We start from the raw sequence: 20,020 nt of genomic DNA on the forward strand, positions 1-20,020 counted from the left end.
GTGAGTAAAAAATATTTAATGAGCTCTGCTCAAAAAAGAATTTATACGATTGAGCAAGTACAAGGAGAGAGTATCACATACAATATCCCGATTGCTTTTCAAGTATCTCAGCCAGTTGACTTAACGAAATTGACAAAATCTTTAAATGAATTGATTGAACGTCATCAAGTATTAAGGACGTATTTTGAAATGATTGATGGAAAATTTGGTCAAATCGTAGAAGAAGAACATCAAGTGACAATTGAGAAAATCGTAGATTCCTCCAAACCATTGTCTGTAGTACTTGATGAATTTGTTCGACCGTTTAAAATCGATACTTTACCTTTGTTACGAGTGTGCTACTGCACACTTGTAACAGGGGAACAGTATTTACTATTTGATGCACATCATATTATTATGGATGGCGGATCGATGGGACTGTTCTTAGAAGAATTGAGTCGTTTATACAATGATGAATTATTACCACCGATGAAGTTGCAGTATAAGGACTATAGTGCTTGGCATAGAAAAAAAGAGCAGCAGACGAGCAAACAATTTTGGCTAGATGAATTTTCAAATGGATTACCAGAGTTTGAATTATTCTATGATTATCCTCGTCCAAAAGAAAGAGAATATTTGGGGGATACCGTCAGTACAAGTTTAGCACCAGAGCAGGTCAAGCTGTTGTCTCAATTAGCTGAAAAAACGAGTACCACCAACTATATGATTTTTATTGCATGTTTTATGATTTTCCTATCAAAATATTCTGGCAGTGAAGAGGTTGTAATTGGTACAACGGTCTCTGGACGAGATCATCCTGATATTCAAAACTTATTAGGTATGTTTGTAAATACTGTGCCAATCAACGATACTATTCATGGAAACGAAGATTTTATTACCTATTTAGAGCGAGTAAAACGTAAAATAATTGGGATTTTTGATCACCAAGACTATCCATTAGATGAGATTGTTGAAGCGTTAAAAGCACCAGTGTGCGAAAATAAAAATCCGATTTTTAATATATTATTCAATTACCAAAGTAATGGTCAGTTAGATGTCGCTTTGGGTGATAGTAAATTAACGGAAGTAGATAGAGATTCTCACGTAGCAAAATTTGATTTGACGTTTAATTTAGGGATTGCTGACAATCAAGTAGAGCTTGTTTGGGAATACGATGTGAACTTATTGAAAAAATCAACTGTTGAACGAATGCAGCGCCATTTTGTGACCTTGATGAGCGCTATTTTAGCAGATACAACCAAACTAATTAGCAAAGTGACTTGTTTAGAGCAAGAGGAAATCAAGCAAATTGTGACTGAATTTAATCAACCAGATTACGAATTACCAAAAGAGGCGACAGTGATTAACTCTTTTAATCAGCAGGTGAAAAAAATGCCAACGCATCTTGCCTTAGCAAGTACCGAGCGAACACTCACGTACGCTGAATTAAACGAGCAGGCAACGAAAATCGCTGCACTAATTCAAGCTAAACAAGCAGAATCAACGATTGTTGCGATCGTTGCTGCTAGAGAAATTCAAACGATCATTGCGTATCTAGGAATTTTAAAGGCTGGTTGTGCGTATCTTCCATTAGACCCCAAAAATCCCAAAAAAAGAAACTTAGAAATCATAGAAAAAAGCCAGGCGAGTCTATTGATCGATTTTACTGTGGATGAACCAGACGATACTCTTGCTATAAGCCAGCTAACAGCGAGAGATTTAAAGCCGACGCAACCGATGCCAGACTTCCAACCAATCTCGCTGACAAAAGACGTATTAGCCTACGTAATTTATACCTCGGGGACAACTGGAGAGCCTAAAGGAACGATGATCGAGCATAAAAGTATTATTCGTTTGGTCAAAGACCCTAATTATGTTCAATTGAATCAACCAAATATACTTCAAACAGGCTCGTTGACTTTTGATGCCAGTACCTTTGAAATTTGGGGTGCGTTGTTAAACGGCGGTACGCTGTATTTATCCGAAATTGAAAATTTAGTTGACCCAGACAAACTAAAAAACATGATCGAAATGTGGGAAATCGAGGTCATGTGGTTGACGGCTTCCTTGTTTAACCAGTTAATTTCGATAAATGAGCACGCTTTTTCAGCACTGGATTATTTACTGATCGGTGGCGAAAAGCTGTCGACATATCATGTTTCCAAATTTAAGCAAGCCAATCAAAAGACGCATTTGATCAATGGTTATGGTCCAACCGAATGTACAACGTTTGCCTTGACCTATGAAATCGAGAACACTTTTGCCCAAATGATTCCGATCGGCAAGCCAATCAACTATACTAAGGGACTGATATTTTCTGATGATGCCCTTTGTGGAATCGGTATGCCTGGGGAATTATATCTAGGTGGTGAAGGTTTAGCCAAAGGGTATTTGGGTAAAGAAGAATTGACTAATGAAAAATTCGTAGAAAATCCCTTTAACTCTGCTGAAAAACTGTATAAGACCGGTGATTTGGTCCGTTGGAATCAAGCCGGGCAAATTGAATTTCTAGGTAGAATCGACCAACAAGTAAAAATTCGAGGCTTTAGAATAGAGTTAAAAGAAATCGAAGCACACTTATTAGCTATTGCTGAAATTAAAGAAGCCGCAGTAAAAATGATTGAAGTGGAAAATACCTCAGAAAAACAATTACTTGCTTATATTAGTACGACAAGTGACATATCGGAAAAACAAATAAAAGCTTATTTACGAACACAACTTCCAGAATATATGATTCCCAAAGCTATTGTCCTATTAGATGCGTTACCAACCACTAAAAATGGGAAACTAGCAGTTAATCAATTGCCCAATCAGATCACTAACCTGGTGTTAGAGGAAAAGGAAGTACCTGAAACGCAGTTACAATCAGATATCTTGATGATTTTTAAAGAAATCTTAAATCTTGAGTTGATCGGGATAAATGAAGATTTCTACGATCTCGGTGGTGACTCGATCAAGGCGATCCGGATCGTATCGAAATTAAAAGAGCAAGGTTATGCTGTAACGATCAATGATATTTTACGTCAACGCACAATCAAGGAGTTAAGCAACAATCTTAAACAAAATCAAAAAGTAGCATTCGATCAAAGTGCAGTGACAGGCGAAGTTCTTTTGACACCGATCCAAAAGAAATTCATGGATGAACAATTAGCTGAGCCCAATCACTTTAACCAATCAATCATGCTTGAATGTTCAACTGAGCAGCTAGATAAAAAGAAAGTAGAAACGGCATTACAAGCAGTAATGAGGCATCATGATATGCTCAGGGCTATTTATGACGAGAAGCAGACCATTTGTCCGGTAGATACAGTAGCGTCGTTTTCTGTAGAACACATAATTATTGAGCAAGAGAGCCAGTTAATCGATTGGTTTGATACAACAAGTGATAGTTATCAAGTAATGCAAAAAATGAGCAATGCAGCACAAGCAGATCTTTCATTGTCGGATGGCAAGGTATTTAAAGCAGTTATTTATCAATTTAACGATCAGAGTTTCTTGTTATTAATTGCTCATCATCTTGTTGTAGATACTATTTCTTGGAAGATCATCATAGAAGATCTTGAGACAGCATATAAAAATGTACTACTTGATCAGAAAATCAAACTACCATTGAAAACAATGTCTTATCAAAAATGGAGCCAAGAACTTGTTGATTACAGTAAAAGTGAGGCACTAACGCAAGAACTCCCTTTCTGGCAAGAAACAGCCGCAATTGTTGAAAAAAGCCAGTTACCGCTGCAAAAAAATAGCGAATCAATGAATCAACTAACCATTTTATCAACACAGCTGGGAACTACAAAAACAGCTGAATTATTAACACAAAAAAATAGTTATAACCATTTTTATGTCAATGAAATTTTGATTGCCGCATTAACAAGAGCACTCGCAAGTGTCACTGGAAATCCAGCAGTTTCGTTATTGATGGAAGGCCATGGAAGAGAGCAGTTGACAGACGCAATCGAAATCGATCGAACGGTCGGTTGGTTTACAGTCACTTATCCAGTTGCATTTTCATTAGGAAATGGAAGTATAGAAGCTGATATTTTAGAAGTAAATCGTGCGTTGAAAGCCATTCCTAAAAGTGGTATTGGCTATGGGTTAGCTAAATCTGTCTTACCTGAAATTGCGAAGATCGAACCGATGGTTACTTTCAATTATTCAGGAGAATTTAATGAAACACAACAAGGAGAGCAACTGTTTACGATGAGCCCCGCTCCCCAAGGGAATGAAGTTAGTTCGAATAATCATTTTGGAACACCGATCGCTGTAAATTTAGTCATTGTAGATAAGAATCTAAATAGTAATATCGTTTATGACAATCGCCTTTTCTCAGAAAGTTTTATCCAAAGTATAAATGAACAATTTTTGAAAGAAATCGATCAGATTGTTCACTTTTTAAATTTTGAGGACAAAAAAGCTGTAGACGAAGACAATTTATTTGCTCCAATCCGCTGGGACAATCATCCAATAAAACAAACATTTAAACCAAACGCGATGCAGACAATGTTTTTAGACACGTTACAAGAAACAATGGTGTATGCCACATTTGAATTACCAACAACGGATCAAACAGTAATAAGTGCCTCTTTAAAACAGGTGATCCAAAAGCAACCTTTTCTACGAACCAGTTATGAAAAACAAGGAAAAGAATATCTTTTATATGAACATCAATTTTCCGAGAGCTTTACTATCCCTTTTCTTGATTTAAGTTTGAGAAATGAAGAAGAAAGTCGTTCTTTCCTGCAAGAAATCAAAGAAAAAATGGTTGTAAGGTTCAAAAAAGAGACGTCAAATGCGCTCTATCAAATGTTATTAACAAAAGTCAATGAAAGAACCACGATTTTACATGTACTGATTTCGCATAGTATTTGGGATAAATATAGTGACACAGTTTTCTATAATCAGTTAAAAGAGGGCCTTTTGACTCATCCAGAAAACCAAACAGCTATACCTGAATTTACCCCCCACACACCTCAAATCAATAAGGGAACAAAGTTGGGTGGGCTACAAGATTATTTGATGTTATTTAAGCAACTAAAAGAAAGCAGTCAAAATCAGCAAAAAATGGGAGATATCTTTTCTATTCGTTTATCTACACTAATTTTAGGAGATAAAACAAAAGAATATTATGCTAAAAATCAATGGTCGTTGATTATGTATCTAGCACAAGCGATTATTCGAAAAAACCATGGAATCAGTGATATTCAATCAATTCCTGTTTATGTGGTACAGGAGAATAGGACATATATGCCAGCAACTTTTGCACAAACGATTGGTCCATACATTGATTTATGGCCAGTAGTGCTGAAGAAACCGACAAGTGGCAATTTTAATGACGTAGAACAGCAGTTGAATCAATTACAACAAATTAAGTTAGACACTCAAATCAGTTTGATTGATGAATTAAGTAAGCTTGATCGCCATTATACCGACAAATCGATCTATTCGATCAACAATCAAACGATTTTTGAATTCACCCCCGAAACGTTAGCGATTGCTAGAAAACAAGTAGACGCTCTAGATCAGGTCAATGGTTTCGAAATCGTTATCAACAAATATTCTGATCAATTAGTACTGATTTATCCAGAAAATACGAAGCAAGAAAATCAATTAGGAACAGTGCTCCAAGCAATGTGTGATCAATTGGAGCTAGCATTATGATGTCCTACGAAGATAGGAGAAAGCCAATGATTCAGTTAGTTATGTTTCCTTATGCAGGTAGTATCGTAAATCCTTATAAAGAATGGCTAGAATTGAATGATGAACAATTTGAAATTATTCAAATTGAATATGATGGGCGTGGACGCAGAAGTTTTGCAGATAGGCCATTGACGTGGCGGGCATTGATCGACAAAACACTTAAACAAGTGTTAGATTGTGTGGATTTTACCAGAGAATATATATTATTTGGGCATAGTATGGGGGCTAGAGTGGTTGCAGATATTTATAAAAAACTCATCGCTAGGGCAATCAAACAGCCTAAATGTCTGATATTTTCAGGAACAGAAATATTTCGGTCAAAGAGTTATGAATCAATCTTAAGTGCGCCAGTCAAGAAGTTTAATCAGTTTTTCTTTCAATTAGGTGGAATTCCAAAAGAAGTTTTTCAAGAGGTGGAACTTTTAGAATTAGTAACGGACTATCTGAGAGAAGACCTGGTTTTATTGAATCAATTTAAGTTTAACTGGACCAAGCAAGAGATAGGTTGTTCTGTTCTTATTTTGAATGGTACACAAGAAGCTAGTAGTGAATTAGATCAGTGGATCGAACTGATAGGTGAAAATTGTCAACAGTTATTTTTTCAAGGAGACCATTTTTTTATCCGAAATAATGTTCAGGAGATTCTTTTTGCAATTAAACGAAAATTAGATGAAATCAAGTAGAAATAGAAGAACACGTAAAAAGTATTTGTTCAGCTTCTAAGGGATTGGGGTGTAGCTCGTAGAGTTATGCTCCATTCTCTTTTTTTGTCAAAAAAGAGAATAATCAATTTTCTGTGTACTAAAAACTGTTTCAAGTTCAAATTTCTGTTATATAAAATATCGTTTTTCCTTATAATATAGAGTTTTTTTGAGCAAATAGGTGTAATATTATAATTAGGAATGATAGACTGATCCTGATAGTTCAATTATCAGAATCTTTCCAATTTTTACTTTGAAAGCACTTTAATTAGTTTGTAGATCTTGGCAATCAGAAAAGGAGCGCAAAATGTATTATGTTATTATGACTTCCCATGACATCCGCAGAAATTTAGCAACGGAACAGTATTTGCTGAATCAGCGAACGTTTGATGAACCGCTTATTTTATTTTACATTCAAAAACCATGTGTAATTGTTGGGCGTAATCAGAATGTGCGGGCAGAAGTCGATCTAAGTTATGCAAATGAGCATCAGATTACTGTTACGAGAAGATTATCTGGCGGCGGAGCGGTTTACGATGATCTAGGTAATTTGAGTTTTAGTTTTGTAGTGAATGCAGACCATGAGTCTTTTGGTGATTTCAAGTTGTTTACACAGCCGATCATTGACGCCTTACACAAGCTAGGCGCAACTGGTGCGCAGATCAGCGGCCGCAATGATCTATTGATTGATGGGAAAAAATTTTCTGGCAATGCGATGTATACGAAAAATAAAAAAATGTATTCACATGGAACGTTGATGTTGAATGTTGATTTAGATGAGGTTAGTCGGGTGTTGACTGTTTCTGAAAAAAAATTAGCATCAAAAGGCACGAAATCTGTCAGAAGCCGAGTAACTAATCTCAAACCTTATTTAGCTAAAGAATATCAAGGGATTTCTACAGAAGCGTTTCGAGATTATTTGTTGCTACACTTATTTAATGCTGAAACTATGGAGTCTATCCAAACACAGGAATACCATTTGACTCTAGAAGATGAGCAAGCTATTGATCAATTAGTAGCCGATATTTATGGGAACGATGCTTGGATATTTGGAGAGGAACCAAATTATACGATCAAACGAGAAGAGAAATTCAAAGGCGGACTAATAGAAGCGAATATTTCAGTAGAGAAAGGCCGAATTATAGCAATTACCATCTATGGCGATTATTTTAGTCAAAAAGATACAAAGGAACTGTCAGACTTATTGGTGGGCTGTAATTATGAGCAAGAGGCAATCGAGCAAGCACTGGCGGATATTACAATAGGTCAATATTTTAACAATGTTTCGAAAACTGAATTTATTCAGTTGCTGGTCGATTAAGTTGGAGGAAATGAAATGATTACTTTTGAACAAGTCACAAAAAGCTATACGCATCATGGAACGATCATCACTGCGCTGGATAAGGTTGACCTTCAGATTCAGGAGCATGAATTGTTTGGCGTGATTGGTGAAAGTGGTTCTGGTAAGTCCACCTTACTGCGAATGATCAATACATTGGAACAGCCCAGCCAAGGTGTCGTAAAAGTAGCAGGGACGGATTTACTGCAGTTGAGTGAAGCAGAAAAGCGCCGAAGCCGTAAACAAATCGGGATGATTTTCCAACAATTTAATCTACTTCATAATCAAACGGTAAGTGAAAATGTGGGACTACCATTACGGTTAAATAAGACCTATGAACAACAGCAAGTTCAAGAAGTTCTTAAGTTTGTCCGCTTATCGGATAAAGCCGAGCATTACCCCAGCCAGCTTAGTGGCGGTGAAAAACAACGAGTTGGCATTGCTCGTGCGTTGATTACACAGCCTAAAATTTTACTGTGTGATGAACCAACTTCAGCTTTGGATGGGCAAAATGCATATGACATTATGGAATTATTACGGAAAATCAATCAAACGTTCGGCACGACAATGGTGATAGTCAGTCATGAGTTGAGTTTGATCAAGCAATTGTGTGACCGAACAGCGATTTTAGAAAAAGGCAAAGTCGTAGAAACAATGACTATTTCCAAGGACAATCAACAACAGCAATTCGGTTCTTATTATGAAAGAGTTCGGGAGAGTTTAGGATGATGACAGAATATATAGAGAAAATTAACTATTATCTACCTGAGTTGAGCAAAGCGTTATTAGAAAGCGGAATAATGATTCTAATTTCTATTATCGCGGCAATTGTCCTTGGTTTACCGCTTGGAACCTTTGTTTATCTGACAAAGAAAATACCGACTAAAACCAATAAGTGGATCGGGATTGTATTAAATGGGTATATCAACATTGTTCGTTCCTTTCCGTTTTTGTTGTTTGTCGTTGCGTTGATTCCTTTTACACGTTTAGTATTAGGAACAGCTTTTGGAACTTATGCTGCTGCATTGCCATTAAGCTTTGTAGCTATTGCATTATATGCAAGACTCGTGGAACAAATGTTATTAGAAATTCCAAATGATATTTTAGAACTTGCTCAATCTTTAGGGAGCACAAAGCTTCAATTGATTTTCAGATTTTTATATGTGGAAGCACGATCTGGTTTAGTTTTAGCCCTGACATCGGTGGTTATTAGTATGGTTTCCTATTCAACTGTTATGGGTGTGATCGGTGGTGGTGGCATTGGGGATTTTGCGTTGCGTTATGGCTATCAGCGCTATGAGTATGCTGTTATGTACACCGCGATCGTTCTAATGATCATTTTTGTCAGTTTGATTCAAATCAGCGGTAGCTGGTTCGCAAAAAAAATAAATAAAAAATAAGCGTTAGGAGAAAAAAACATGAAAAAGAAAGTATTGATTAGTCTTTTGGTAGTAGCAGGATTAGTGATAGCAGGATGCAATGGACAGAAAAAAACGTCAGATACAGGAAAACAGGCCGACAAAGTGATCAAAGTGGCTTCTCATATTCCGTCTACGGTTGAAGTTGTTGAATTAGCAGGCAAAAATATTGAAGACGGATACAAAGTAGAACTAGTCCAAGTGAATGATAATATTCAATACAATGAACTATTGAATGCCAAAGAAATCGATGCGAACTTTGCTCAACATGAGCCCTTCATGCAAAAATTCAACGAAGAAAAAGAAGGCAACTTAGTTGTCGTTCAAAAAATATATAATGCCAAAGTGGGCTTTTATTCTAAAGACTACCAAGATGTCAAAGACTTACCTGACGGGGCAAAAATTGCATTACCAAGTGATATTTCTAATGAAGGCCGGGCATTAGCAATCTTAGACGATGCTGGATTGATCACATTAAAAGAAGGTGTGGGGTTTAATGGTACCATCAAAGATATTGTGGATAATCCACAAAATTTTGAATGGGTATCCGTTGATTTATTAAATCTGGCAGAAGCCTATAATGAGAAAGACATTGCGATGATTTATAATTATCCAACTTATATTGCTAAAATCGGTTTGACACCAAAAGATGCGATTCTATTAGAGAAGAAGGTTGATGACCGCTTTGCTATCAGTTTAGTTGCCCGAGAAGATAATAAAGACTCTGATAAAATCAACGCCTTGAAAAAAGCGATGACAAGCGATGAAGTTCGAGAATTACTAGAAACAAAATATAGTGAAACATTAACACCAGCATTTTAGAAAAATAACTGAAAAAAAGATCTGAATGAACAGCAACTAAACTGCGCATTCGGATCTTTTTTTAGTGACAATTTATTACTAATATAGCAAATCCAAACCTGTCGTACATCTAGAGTTATAGGTTTTACCCTATAATATTATTATTTTCAGTTACTAATTTAATCTCTTGTGCATACTGACTAAGGGTTGCTTGATAATGATCGATTGATGTAAGATCACTTTCAATATGTCCGATACGAGTATTCAATTCTTCGATTTTGACTAAGGTTTTTTGTAACACTTCTAACATTCGTTCATCTGTACTCATGTTAATTCTCCTTTGTAAGTATTTCTTTGGCAGGTGTTTTAGAGCGATAGAATAAAGCATAAAGAACGATACAAACGACAGGAATAATACTTGCAGTCAAATACAATCCTGAAAATGATGTAATGCTACGTAGCTCACCTAAAAGATAAGGCCCGACCCCAAGACCAAGGTCTAAACCGATAAAATAGGTAGATAAGGCAATACCGATTCGATGACTATTTGGGCTGACCTTTAGACAAATCGCTTGCCCATTAGACATAAATGTTCCGTAGCCCAAACCGATCAAACCTCCTGAAACTAGTAACATCCAACTAGTTGTGGTCATGCTCAATAAAAGTAAACCTGTCGTTAGAAAAATAAAACTAGGATACATCACAGCATTTTCGCCATGGGCATCAAAGATTCGACCAGATAAAGGTCGTGTCGCAGTAATCACTAACGCATAGACCACGAAGAAAAATGAACTAGCACTAACAAGGTCGATTGCTTTAGCGTAAGAAGAAAGAAACGATAACACACTAGAATAAGAAAGACCCATCAAAAAAGCGATAAAGGAGATAAATAAAACTTTCTTTTCAATGAAACTATCCACACTAAAGCGAGCCAAGCTTGCTTTGTGTTCGGGACTTAATTGAATATTTTTTACTGGGAAGATAAAACAAGCAATGGTAGTAAATAGAATCAATATAATCGAAAATAGAATAATAAAATAAAAACTCATTGTGTTCAGAAGGACCATTCCAATAAATGGACCGATCGCAGCAGCTAAACTCGTGCTTAATCCATAATAATTGATTCCTTCCCCATGTTTTGATTTAGGAATATAAGCAGTGACAATCGCATTGGTTGCCGTTGACACAGTCCCATAAGCAAAACCGTTCAATAAACGAACAAGGTAAAGAATCCCAATACTTGGAATGTAGAGATAAGCAATCGTTGTAATCAGATAAAACAAAGCACCGTATCGTAAAACTGCTTTTCTCCCGATCAGTTCCAACATTTTTCCCATAAATAGTCGAGCAAATAAAGTACCGATAATGTAAATCCCTGAGGCAAGACCAGCTTGACCTAGAGTAGCATGAAGCGTATCTTGCGCAATCACTGCGATGATTACCATCAATAAGTAATAAACGAGATAGACCACAAAATTGATCAACGTAATGCTGATAAACCCTTTATTGAATAATTTTTCTTCTGAATGTTCCGTCATTGTTGCACGTTCCTTCTTTCTTGTTAGGATAAGCTCAAATTGCAAATTACAATTCTTTTCTGAAAGCTAGTTGTATGGATACTATACGAAAAAAATGAGTAAAAAAAATGCGGATTTGTTTCTAAAAAAAGTCATTAACAAAAAAGAACAACAAAAGTCATATACATTTGTTGTTGCTTTTCGATGTGTTATCATCTTAAATAAGAATAGCTTTTACAGAAAATTTTCATATAAACCGTGAGGAGTTACTAGATGGATAGCCATGTGTTACAAGAATACTTAGACGATCATTCGTTTCCAGTCGTAGTGAAGAAAAAGAGAACGTACCTTACTTATGAAGGGTTACAAGACCGTTATGCTTATATTTTAAAAAGCGGCATTATCAAAACCAGCGTCATTTCGCCAGATGGACGAGAATTCAATCTTAGATATATCAATAGCTTGGAAATCGTCTCGCTTTTAAGGGATGAATATTCTCAGTTTATCGATGCGCCGTTTAATATTCGAATCGAGTCAGAGCAGGCAGAGTTGTATCAGATCGATCGTGTTCAGTTTTGGAAGGATATCAATCAAAGCAAAGAACTGCAGATGTATGTGAAAGATTATTATCGTGTGCGTTTGATGTATTCAATGAAAAAGATGCAGCAGATGTTGATGAATGGGAAATTTGGCGCGGTTTGCACTCAGATTTATGAGTTATATGATACGTTTGGTGTGCAAATAGATGACGGATTATTGATTGATTTTGTTGTGACGAACGAGGAAATTGCTCATTTTTGTGGGATCACTTCTGCTAGTAGCGTCAATCGAATGATGCAGCAGTTGAAGGACTTAGGCGCAATCAAGATTCAGGAACGGAAGATTGTGATTACGGATCTGGAGATTTTGAAGGATAATATTATTTTGTAGAGCCACGTAGATAAATTCTGATTTTGGACTGTTTGCTTACTGGATTAAATTGTGTGATAATCCGTTACGAAGTATAATGATAATAGAAAAATCAAGAAAGAAGGAATCGATGAGCATTTAGCAAATGGATTCCTTTTTTATCTGTATAGATACAGTGAAAAGGAGAAATTATGAAAATAGATCGCTTGCTCAGCTTGGTAAATTTATTGACGGAAAATGACCGAATGACCGCCAAAGGGTTGGCAGAACGGCTGGAAGTATCTAAACGAACCATTTATCGTGATATCGAAACCCTGAATTTAGCGGGGATTCCGATTATTTCTTATTCAGGGATTCATGGCGGTTACGGTATCGTCGATGGTTACAAAGTAAGTAAACATGTTTTCTCAACTGAGGATATTTCGACGATTATGACAGGACTTTCAGCGATTCAAAGTATTTCAACATCCGCTGAAATTAGTCCTTTGTTGGCAAAAATTGCCCCGAATACGAAGGTACAACAGCCGCAAAGTGATTTGCTGATCGATTTATCTTCCTGGTATAAACCAAACGAAGGGAAAAATAAAGTGGATGATTTACGACAAGCGATAGCAACGCAGCAAATCATTGTGATTCAATACCATTCTAAGAAAGGCTACTCTGAACGGGAAATAGAACCATACAAGCTTATTTTTAAAACTTCGCATTGGTATCTGTATGGTTTTTGTTTAAAAAGAAAGGCATTTCGCTTATTTAAACTGACAAGGATTCAAACATATACGCTGTTAGATGAACGATTTGAACCTAGACCACTAGACCCTGTGGAGCTAACCAGAGAGTCTGAAATTGATTATTTAGAAGCGATGGTATCGCCAGATGTTCAGCAAATCGTCTTAACTTATGAGCAAAAAGATAAATTATATTTGATTGATAAACTAGGGGCAGATTTTTTTCAGGAACATGAAAAAGATTTAACTACTGGAACGATTGTATTTCCACTGATAAATCATAAAAAATCGGTCGATTTTATTTTACGTTTACAGGATAAGGTACGAGTTATTGAACCGCCGAGCATAGTTGATGCAGTCAAAGCGAAAATCGAAGAAATGTATTTTCTTTACAAAAGCTGACAATCAGTTGTCACACTTCTGTTGTATGATGAATTCCAACAGGTATCTAGCTACGCGGGCTAGCTCCTTGGGGAAAAGATAAAAATAGTTTGTGGTAAAAAGCACCACAATCGATTTTTCCTATTTTCCAGTCGGAGCTGAACGTGCCCGATTCGCTTTTGCTTTGAAACATGCCAAGAAATACAACGAAGTTATGAGTTGATATTGATTGGTACAAGGTGACTGAAAGGAACGTTGCTTCCTCCTGTTATTAAGATGTTGAAAAGTACAAGGTGTAGCATAGCGGAACGTTGTTATTGTATGTTATCTAGTTACGCGGGCTAGCACTACGCTGTGCTTCGATCTCAACAATTCCTAAGAGCTAAAGCTCTAAGGATTGAAGGTCTTCGGGAAAAAGATAAAATCTAAATGAGGCAAAAAGCACCTCAGTTAGATTTTCCTATTTTCCTGTCAGAGTTAAACGAGCCCGCTTCGCTTTTGCTTTGAAACACAGTGAAAAAAACGAACTGATGTTGAAAAGTACAAGGTGTAGCATAGCGGAACGTTGTTACCTGTATATAAGGAGGAATAAATCATGACAGAAGTGTTTTTTGTATTATTAGAAGATTATGCAGATTGGGAAGCAGCATCGATTGCAGCAGCCCTGAATCAGCAAGAGGGGTTCACGGTTAAAACTGTTTCAAATGAAAAACAAGCGATTCATTCAATGGGCGGTTTTTCGACATTACCAGATTATACGCTTGCCGAAGCGTGTCAAAAAGAGTTTGTTGCGTTGATTTTAATTGGTGGAACGTCTTGGCGAACGGATAAAGCCAAAGAAGTCGATGCTTTAGTAGCCAAAGCGGAACAACAAGGTGCTGTGATTGCAGCGATTTGTGATGCGACTGTCTATCTGGGAAGTCTAGGGTTACTAAATGATCACAAGCATACAAGTAACCAATTACAAGACTTACAAGATTACGCTGGCGCGCGTTATACTGGTGGGAATCACTATTTAGAAGTTCAAGCAATAAGAGCAAACAACCTGATTACAGCCAATGGGACTGGGCATTTAGAGTTTGCAAGAGAAATTTTGTTGGCACTTCAAGTAATGCCTGAAAAAGAAGTGGAACAATGGTATAACTTTTATAAGTTAGGCTACTATGAAGCAATCAAACAAGAATTAAGAAATGCTGGTAGCGATCATGTTGGCTAAAAGTACCTTTGGAGACTATCGTATTATTGCGGATATAGAGGACGAGGCAATAACAATTTTTGTTGTGACAATAGGACACGGAAAAGATGTTTATAAATAAATAGTAGACAAAGGCTTAGTAAGTGGCTATTCGCTTCTAAGCCTTTCATTTGTTTTAAAAAGGGAAATTGAAGTTTAGTAGGAAATGCTGGGCAATATTTAAAAATTCTTTTGTTTGTAGATGACCAATCACTTGAACATTACGTCCACCTTTTTCTGTAAAATCCAATGAATAAACTTGTTTTGTATTTACTTTGCTTTCTTTCTCAAAAACCTCATTGTTTATTGAAACAAAGTAAGGTCGTTTCGACTTAGTTGAAGTGATTGGGCAGACAATAATTAAATTTGAAGAAAGGTTGTATTCATCACGACTCATAACTAAAGCGGGACGTCTTTTTTTGATTTCACTACCTTTTGAAGGCTCAAAATCAATGGTTACAAGGTCTCTTTGTTTAATCATCCAGTTCATTTCCTCTAGGTGTAAAATCAGTTGCTAAATGGTCATCGCTATCTGTAAATTGACCTAGTTTAGCATTAGCAAAGTAATCATCAACTTTTGGAATGAGAGAAATAATTCCTTCATTATCTTTGTAGTAAAAAAATTCCTGACCTTCTTTTACAGCTAACTTACTTGATAAGGTAACCATGATTGCATTGCCTTGTTTTCTTGCTTTTACGGTATCCATGAGATGACCTCCTTTTTTTACAATTATACCATGTAATTACTTGTAATTACATTTTTGTTGTATTAAATCTTTAGACGATCATTTTATCCCTTACATTATCTAAATACGCAAACGAATGTCTCTTTTATTTTTTTGATCAGATCTTTTGATTTTGTATAATAGTAGCCAATTGCTTTTGTGACTCGGCTATCAATAGTTCATACTCTTGATTAAACGTTTCAAATAATTTTGCACTAGCGTAATAGTGTTTGGCTACCTGTTTTTTATTGATTGGTGTCGTTGGATTGGTAAAATACTTTTCAAGAACTACCAACGGTTCTTTCCAAGATTCTAAACGTTCGAGTGAATCACAAAGGTTTAGAATCTCTTGATACGGGACAGTTTTGATGCAGATTGCAGAATTTTTCATGGTAATGCTCCTTTTCTCTTTGTATGTAGAGCGAAAGAAAAAGGGGAAAGCTGTCCGTCTCTATTGTTGAATTATGCCAGTATGTAGGGAACTTCTTTGAGCATTCAGAAAAAATTTCAAAAGTGTCTAGAAATTCTTACAAGAATTAGGTACAATAAAGAAGCTGATACTACGGTACTGGCAAATGGGCAACTTGGATAGAGAGGGATTGCTTTCTATTCAGGGCTTCATTGAACGGTTGGCGCCGAACAATGAAGTGCCTATTTTTCTTTTTCTCAAAATTTTTAGGATAGAAATAAAAAAAGACGATCCACAGGTGACCTGTAATCGTCTACAAATAGGCAAGATAAAAAGACTATAAGATTTGTTGTCATTATCGAAAGATACAACAAAAAAATAGATTTATTCTTACGCTATTGGCAAAGTTGTTTTACAGGGATTGCTGTTTAAACAAGGCTTCTGGTTTGGTTGGCGCCAGACCATGAAGAGCCAATTTTTTTTATTTATGTTAGTTATTTCTATCCTATGTATTTTATTATACAGAAAGAGTGGCTTGTTCACAATTAATTTTTTTGTGGAAAGGGATTAAATAACATGAAAATCATGCTCCTATATATAAGAAAAAATAACAATTTTTTTTGAGTTGGCTGACTATTTCTGCTGAGTGTAAATTAGAGTAAATGATCAAATCAGTCCAAAAAATAGGACAAATTTGACAAAATCAGAATTATTTATGAGGAAAAATTATCGAAGGATAAAAAGTTTGATAAGCTGAGAATGGTCGCTTTCTCTTTTGCGATGGCGATACGTATCGCAGAAAGGAGGTGCATGACTATTCTTCTGTTATTTACAACGATCATTGGTCCGGTTATTTTCGGAATGGTCTTAGGACTGTTCAAACATTGGCTTGATAATCGACAAGACTAGAAAGCGACTAGAAGCCAAAATAAACCCCATCACTCTCAGAAAGTGATGTGTATGACCATTCTTCTTTTATACGTATAAGATACATGAGAAAAAGAGTGTAGTCAAGCTTATTTTTCTATGAACATATTTATTATGAAAACATTAATTCTGACCACTCATCGGGTTCATAAAATTCACCTTCGTAACCTTCAGAAAAAGGATCGTTGATTAGTGATTCTTTAGTTAATTCGTTTTCAGTATGAGTAGAAAAATCTGCGGGAATAGAGTTGCTTTGTAATTTTTTGTCTACGAATAATATACTTGTCACTCCTATTCTTTATTACTAGATTTATATTAACGTTGCTAGATTTTTATAAAAATATCGGCCCAGATTTTATATTCTGGGCCGCCGATAGTTGGAGAAAATAGATATAGAATTTTTTCAATCCACACATAAAAATGCGACATATTAAAAGTATTATACCATATTATATTAGTTTTTTAAAACTTTAAGAAATTTTTATTTTACAATAAGTTTTTTGTTTGGTAGCATAAAATATATATAAATAGATATTGAATTGAAAGGATAGGGTGGATGAATAATAAAGAATCTTTTGAAAAGTTGTTGTTTGTGGTTATTGGTGCACTTCTTGCAGTTATTGTGAATAAACTTTGGAAACGTAAAATTGAATTCTCTAATTTATTTATATTAGCATTAGTAATTTTGTTAGTCGTCTACTTTTTTCTCTATCAATCAAAAAATTAACTCAACTATTTCAAATTTTAGATAGTTCTTTTTTTTATAAATGATATAATGTATTTAAGACATTTAGAAACTAATTAAGGAGAATAAGTATGTATATAGCCCATGTGAGAAAGTCGGATGGAGAAGAGCAGCTTTTAAAGGATCATCTAACAGAATGCGCCGAACTAAGCGCTGATTGGGGCGGAAAAATAAGACTGAGAAAAACTAGCTATTTAGCTGGTTTACTTCATGATCTAGGAAAATATTCAAATGAATTCCAAGAGTATTTAAAAAAAGCAGTGGCTGATCCGAAAAGTGTGACACGTGGCAGTGTGGATCATTCAACTGCTGGCGGTAAGCTTCTTTTTGATTATTGCCACAGAAATAGTCGTGATCCATTTTCATATATATTAGCTGAATTGGTAGGCAATGCAATTATTTCCCATCATAGTAGCCGAGGTCTGCAAGACTTTTTTACCCCAGAAGGAGAAGCAACTTCAGATTATCTCAGACGAGTAGATGAAATTGAGGTTGTTGAGTATGAACTAATCAAAGGTCGTTTTTTCCAAGAAGTAATGTCAGAAGAACAGTTTCAGAAATTACTGTTGGAAGCAACAAAAGAATTGAAAGGGTTTTATCAAGCTGAGGGAAAGAGCCGAGTCAAACAAAACGATACCTTTTTCCTTTTGAAATTCATTTATAGTTGCCTTCTGGATGCGGACCGAACGAATACGATGTTATTTGAAGAAAATAAAACATTTAAACAGCATGAAAATGACGTATTACTTCAATCCTATAGCCAAAGCTTAGAAGAATATATTTCAACATTTACTGCTGACACGCCAATCAATCAACTTCGTAGTCAAATGTCGGAACAGTGCAAAGCGTTCTCTGAAAGAAAAACAGGGATTTACACCCTTTCGATTCCAACGGGAGGCGGAAAGACGTTGGCTAGTTTACGTTTTGCGTTGAATCACGCTATCAAATATGGAAAAGAACGCATTATTTATGTCGTGCCCTTCACAACCATTATAGAGCAAAATGCTGCAACCGTTCGAGAAATTTTAAAAGACGAGATAAATATATTAGAACATCATTCTAACGTTTTTACGGATCAGGAAGAAACGAAAGAAAGACAAACAGAGGAGTCAGAAGCAGAAAAAGAAGCGTTAGAGCAGAAACAAGCATTAATGAAAGATAACTGGGAAAGTCCAGTAATCTTTACCACAATGGTGCAGTTTCTAAATACGATATACAGTCGAGGAACCCGAAATCCACGTCGTTTTCATAATTTAACAAATGCAGTGATTATTTTTGATGAAGCACAAGGTGTTCCAACAAACTGCACTCATTTATTCAATGAAAGCTTGAACTTCTTAAAAAATTATGGCACAACGACAAGTGTTTTATGTACAGCAACTCAGCCATCTTTGGAAAATGTCGGTAGAGCATTAGCCAAAGAATCCGATGGCGAAATGGTCGCCAACTTATCAGAAGTAGAATCAAAGTTTAAACGAGTAGAGGTCATTGATCGGACAACGAATGAAGCATGGAAGCTTGAAGAGTTAGCAGATTTTAGCGAAGAAATGTTAGCAGAAAAAGAAAACCTGCTGATTATTTTAAATACAAAAAAAACTGTTCGAAGTCTCTATCAATATTTAGAGAATAAGCAATTAGAAAATGTTGAATTGTATCATTTGAGCACCTCGATGTGTGCCAAACATCGGAAAAATTTATTGGATGAACTACGTGAAAAGCTAAAAAGGAACGACACAAAACTCATCTGCATCACAACACAATTAATAGAAGCTGGTGTGGATATCAGTTTCCAATCCGTCATTCGTTCAGTAGCAGGATTGGACTCAATTGCGCAAGCGGCAGGACGTTGTAATCGACATGGTGAAACCAAGCCACAACCAGTTTACCTAATCAATCTTTCTGCAGACCTTGAAAATCTGACCCATTTACCAGAAATTAAACAAGGCCAAGAAATTACACTAGAGATTCTGAAAGAAAAAAGCAAAGTTGGTCATGAGGAAATACTCTCTCATACGGTTCAAAAACGATACTTTGATCAATATTACGCTCGTTTTAAAAATGAATTGAATTATCCAGTAAAAAAGACATCCCTCAATCTATTTAGTCTATTAGGTGAAGGGGCTAATGCTCTAGAACACTACAAACGAACACATGGCTCTGCTCCTCTATTGGCTTTTAGAAGTAGTCCTAAAACAGTAGGGAAATATTTTCAGGTCATTGATAGCCCAACAACATCAGTACTTGTTCCGTATAAAAAAGGTAACGATCTAATCGCTGATTTAAATGGAGAGTTGAGACCAGAAGAGTATGCCCCTACTTTAAAAAAAGCGCAACAATATATGGTCACTGTGTTTCAGCACGAACTGATGGAACTTCAAAAAACGGGCAGTATTTATCCGCTTCTAAATGGAGATATTTTAGCCCTTACAAGCAATGCATATGATTTGAAATTTGGCATCGATTTAGAAGCAGAAGCTGCGAGCGGTTATTTAGAATTTTAAAAAAGG

General features: G+C 35.9%; 19 protein-coding genes. 13 read left to right on the forward strand and 6 right to left on the reverse strand.

Features of this window, described 5'->3' with window-relative positions; translation table 11 throughout:
- From IGJ50_RS02200 to IGJ50_RS02225, 6 genes are all read left to right on the forward strand, one after another.
- Positions 1-5,640, forward strand: coding sequence for a non-ribosomal peptide synthetase (locus IGJ50_RS02200; RefSeq protein ID WP_207120880.1), 5,640 nt, complete (start codon positions 1-3; stop codon positions 5,638-5,640).
- A gap of 26 nt (positions 5,641-5,666) precedes the next feature.
- Positions 5,667-6,362: a thioesterase II family protein gene (locus IGJ50_RS02205; protein WP_069639375.1), complete on the forward strand. Its 696-nt coding sequence runs from the start codon at positions 5,667-5,669 to the stop codon at positions 6,360-6,362.
- 325 nt (positions 6,363-6,687) lie between these two features.
- Positions 6,688-7,701: a lipoate--protein ligase gene (locus IGJ50_RS02210; protein WP_083244314.1), complete on the forward strand. Its 1,014-nt coding sequence runs from the start codon at positions 6,688-6,690 to the stop codon at positions 7,699-7,701.
- 15 nt (positions 7,702-7,716) lie between these two features.
- Positions 7,717-8,448, forward strand: a complete 732-nt coding sequence (locus IGJ50_RS02215) for a methionine ABC transporter ATP-binding protein (RefSeq protein WP_069639376.1) — start codon at positions 7,717-7,719, stop codon at positions 8,446-8,448.
- Positions 8,445-9,119: a methionine ABC transporter permease gene (locus IGJ50_RS02220; RefSeq protein ID WP_069639377.1), complete on the forward strand. Its 675-nt coding sequence runs from the start codon at positions 8,445-8,447 to the stop codon at positions 9,117-9,119. Before IGJ50_RS02215 ends, IGJ50_RS02220 begins: the two co-directional genes overlap by 4 nt.
- An 18-nt stretch (positions 9,120-9,137) precedes the next feature.
- The gene (locus tag IGJ50_RS02225) at positions 9,138-9,959 is read left to right on the forward strand and encodes a MetQ/NlpA family ABC transporter substrate-binding protein (RefSeq protein ID WP_069639378.1); all 822 of its coding nucleotides are present in this window, start codon (positions 9,138-9,140) and stop codon (positions 9,957-9,959) included.
- A 124-nt stretch (positions 9,960-10,083) separates the two neighbouring features.
- Here IGJ50_RS02225 and IGJ50_RS02230 read toward each other — a convergent pair whose 3' ends face one another.
- Together IGJ50_RS02230 and IGJ50_RS02235 are read right to left on the reverse strand one after the other, a co-directional pair.
- Positions 10,084-10,266: a hypothetical protein gene (locus IGJ50_RS02230; RefSeq protein ID WP_069639379.1), complete on the reverse strand. Its 183-nt coding sequence runs from the start codon at positions 10,264-10,266 to the stop codon at positions 10,084-10,086.
- 1 nt (position 10,267) lies between these two features.
- Positions 10,268-11,476: an MFS transporter gene (locus tag IGJ50_RS02235; RefSeq protein ID WP_069639380.1), complete on the reverse strand. Its 1,209-nt coding sequence runs from the start codon at positions 11,474-11,476 to the stop codon at positions 10,268-10,270.
- A gap of 252 nt (positions 11,477-11,728) precedes the next feature.
- Here IGJ50_RS02235 and IGJ50_RS02240 point away from each other — a divergent pair, with 252 nt between their 5' ends.
- The 4 genes from IGJ50_RS02240 to IGJ50_RS02255 all read left to right on the forward strand — a co-directional run bounded on the left by IGJ50_RS02240 (position 11,729) and on the right by IGJ50_RS02255 (position 14,789).
- On the forward strand, positions 11,729-12,385 hold the full coding sequence (locus IGJ50_RS02240) for a Crp/Fnr family transcriptional regulator (RefSeq protein ID WP_069639381.1): 657 nt from the start codon (positions 11,729-11,731) through the stop codon (positions 12,383-12,385).
- A 170-nt stretch (positions 12,386-12,555) separates the two neighbouring features.
- Positions 12,556-13,494, forward strand: coding sequence for a helix-turn-helix transcriptional regulator (locus tag IGJ50_RS02245; protein WP_069639382.1), 939 nt, complete (start codon positions 12,556-12,558; stop codon positions 13,492-13,494).
- Between the two features lie 574 nt (positions 13,495-14,068).
- Positions 14,069-14,689: a type 1 glutamine amidotransferase family protein gene (locus IGJ50_RS02250; protein ID WP_429948681.1), complete on the forward strand. Its 621-nt coding sequence runs from the start codon at positions 14,069-14,071 to the stop codon at positions 14,687-14,689.
- Positions 14,679-14,789, forward strand: a complete 111-nt coding sequence (locus IGJ50_RS02255; RefSeq protein WP_429950013.1) for a type II toxin-antitoxin system RelE family toxin — start codon at positions 14,679-14,681, stop codon at positions 14,787-14,789. The genes IGJ50_RS02250 and IGJ50_RS02255 overlap by 11 nt, the downstream gene beginning before the upstream one ends.
- A 54-nt stretch (positions 14,790-14,843) precedes the next feature.
- Here the strand turns inward: IGJ50_RS02255 and IGJ50_RS02260 are convergent, their stop codons facing one another.
- The 3 genes from IGJ50_RS02260 to IGJ50_RS02270 form a co-directional block, all read right to left on the reverse strand.
- Positions 14,844-15,197 (reverse strand): type II toxin-antitoxin system PemK/MazF family toxin, encoded by a 354-nt coding sequence (locus IGJ50_RS02260; protein WP_429948683.1) that lies wholly within the window; start codon positions 15,195-15,197, stop codon positions 14,844-14,846.
- Positions 15,181-15,414, reverse strand: a complete 234-nt coding sequence (gene mazE, locus IGJ50_RS02265) for a type II toxin-antitoxin system PemI/MazE family antitoxin (RefSeq protein WP_111248475.1) — start codon at positions 15,412-15,414, stop codon at positions 15,181-15,183. The genes IGJ50_RS02260 and mazE overlap by 17 nt, the downstream gene beginning before the upstream one ends.
- Positions 15,415-15,550: 136 nt before the next feature.
- On the reverse strand, positions 15,551-15,823 hold the full coding sequence (locus tag IGJ50_RS02270) for a hypothetical protein (protein WP_429948685.1): 273 nt from the start codon (positions 15,821-15,823) through the stop codon (positions 15,551-15,553).
- Between the two features lie 828 nt (positions 15,824-16,651).
- Between IGJ50_RS02270 and IGJ50_RS02275 the strand changes: the two genes are divergently transcribed.
- Entirely contained in the window at positions 16,652-16,750 is a 99-nt protein-coding gene (locus IGJ50_RS02275) for a type I toxin-antitoxin system Fst family toxin (protein ID WP_429948687.1), read from the forward strand.
- A gap of 130 nt (positions 16,751-16,880) precedes the next feature.
- Here IGJ50_RS02275 and IGJ50_RS02280 read toward each other — a convergent pair whose 3' ends face one another.
- The gene (locus IGJ50_RS02280; protein WP_429948689.1) at positions 16,881-17,057 is read right to left on the reverse strand and encodes a hypothetical protein; all 177 of its coding nucleotides are present in this window, start codon (positions 17,055-17,057) and stop codon (positions 16,881-16,883) included.
- A gap of 267 nt (positions 17,058-17,324) precedes the next feature.
- On the opposite strand from IGJ50_RS02280, the gene IGJ50_RS02285 reads away from it, so the two are divergent.
- Together IGJ50_RS02285 and cas3 are read left to right on the forward strand one after the other, a co-directional pair.
- Positions 17,325-17,495 carry a hypothetical protein gene (locus IGJ50_RS02285; RefSeq protein WP_429948691.1) on the forward strand — a complete coding sequence of 57 codons (171 nt, stop codon included), beginning with the start codon at positions 17,325-17,327 and terminating at the stop codon, positions 17,493-17,495.
- Between the two features lie 89 nt (positions 17,496-17,584).
- The gene (gene cas3, locus IGJ50_RS02290; protein ID WP_429948693.1) at positions 17,585-20,014 is read left to right on the forward strand and encodes a CRISPR-associated helicase Cas3'; all 2,430 of its coding nucleotides are present in this window, start codon (positions 17,585-17,587) and stop codon (positions 20,012-20,014) included.
- The last annotated feature ends 6 nt before the right edge of the window (positions 20,015-20,020 follow it).

The sequence above is a fragment of the Enterococcus sp. AZ101 genome (genome assembly GCF_050499005.1).
Taxonomy (GTDB): Bacteria; Bacillota; Bacilli; order Lactobacillales; family Enterococcaceae; genus Enterococcus_L; species Enterococcus_L ureilyticus.

Bases quoted from the DNA above. Each gene is read 5' to 3' on its own strand.
- IGJ50_RS02205 (WP_069639375.1), top strand. From the start codon at position 5,667: ATGATTCAGTTAGTTATGTTTCCTTATGCAGGTAGTATCGTAAATCCT.
- IGJ50_RS02275 (WP_429948687.1), top strand. From the start codon at position 16,652: ATGACTATTCTTCTGTTATTTACAACGATCATTGGTCCGGTTATTTTC.
- IGJ50_RS02230 (WP_069639379.1), bottom strand. From the start codon at position 10,266: ATGAGTACAGATGAACGAATGTTAGAAGTGTTACAAAAAACCTTAGTC.
- IGJ50_RS02225 (WP_069639378.1), top strand. From the start codon at position 9,138: ATGAAAAAGAAAGTATTGATTAGTCTTTTGGTAGTAGCAGGATTAGTG.
- IGJ50_RS02220 (WP_069639377.1), top strand. From the start codon at position 8,445: ATGATGACAGAATATATAGAGAAAATTAACTATTATCTACCTGAGTTG.
- IGJ50_RS02240 (WP_069639381.1), top strand. From the start codon at position 11,729: ATGGATAGCCATGTGTTACAAGAATACTTAGACGATCATTCGTTTCCA.
- cas3 (WP_429948693.1), top strand. From the start codon at position 17,585: ATGTATATAGCCCATGTGAGAAAGTCGGATGGAGAAGAGCAGCTTTTA.
- IGJ50_RS02250 (WP_429948681.1), top strand. From the start codon at position 14,069: ATGACAGAAGTGTTTTTTGTATTATTAGAAGATTATGCAGATTGGGAA.
- mazE (WP_111248475.1), bottom strand. From the start codon at position 15,414: ATGGATACCGTAAAAGCAAGAAAACAAGGCAATGCAATCATGGTTACC.
- IGJ50_RS02210 (WP_083244314.1), top strand. From the start codon at position 6,688: ATGTATTATGTTATTATGACTTCCCATGACATCCGCAGAAATTTAGCA.
- IGJ50_RS02270 (WP_429948685.1), bottom strand. From the start codon at position 15,823: ATGAAAAATTCTGCAATCTGCATCAAAACTGTCCCGTATCAAGAGATT.
- IGJ50_RS02215 (WP_069639376.1), top strand. From the start codon at position 7,717: ATGATTACTTTTGAACAAGTCACAAAAAGCTATACGCATCATGGAACG.
- IGJ50_RS02235 (WP_069639380.1), bottom strand. From the start codon at position 11,476: ATGACGGAACATTCAGAAGAAAAATTATTCAATAAAGGGTTTATCAGC.
- IGJ50_RS02255 (WP_429950013.1), top strand. From the start codon at position 14,679: ATGTTGGCTAAAAGTACCTTTGGAGACTATCGTATTATTGCGGATATA.
- IGJ50_RS02260 (WP_429948683.1), bottom strand. From the start codon at position 15,197: ATGAACTGGATGATTAAACAAAGAGACCTTGTAACCATTGATTTTGAG.
- IGJ50_RS02285 (WP_429948691.1), top strand. From the start codon at position 17,325: ATGAATAATAAAGAATCTTTTGAAAAGTTGTTGTTTGTGGTTATTGGT.
- IGJ50_RS02245 (WP_069639382.1), top strand. From the start codon at position 12,556: ATGAAAATAGATCGCTTGCTCAGCTTGGTAAATTTATTGACGGAAAAT.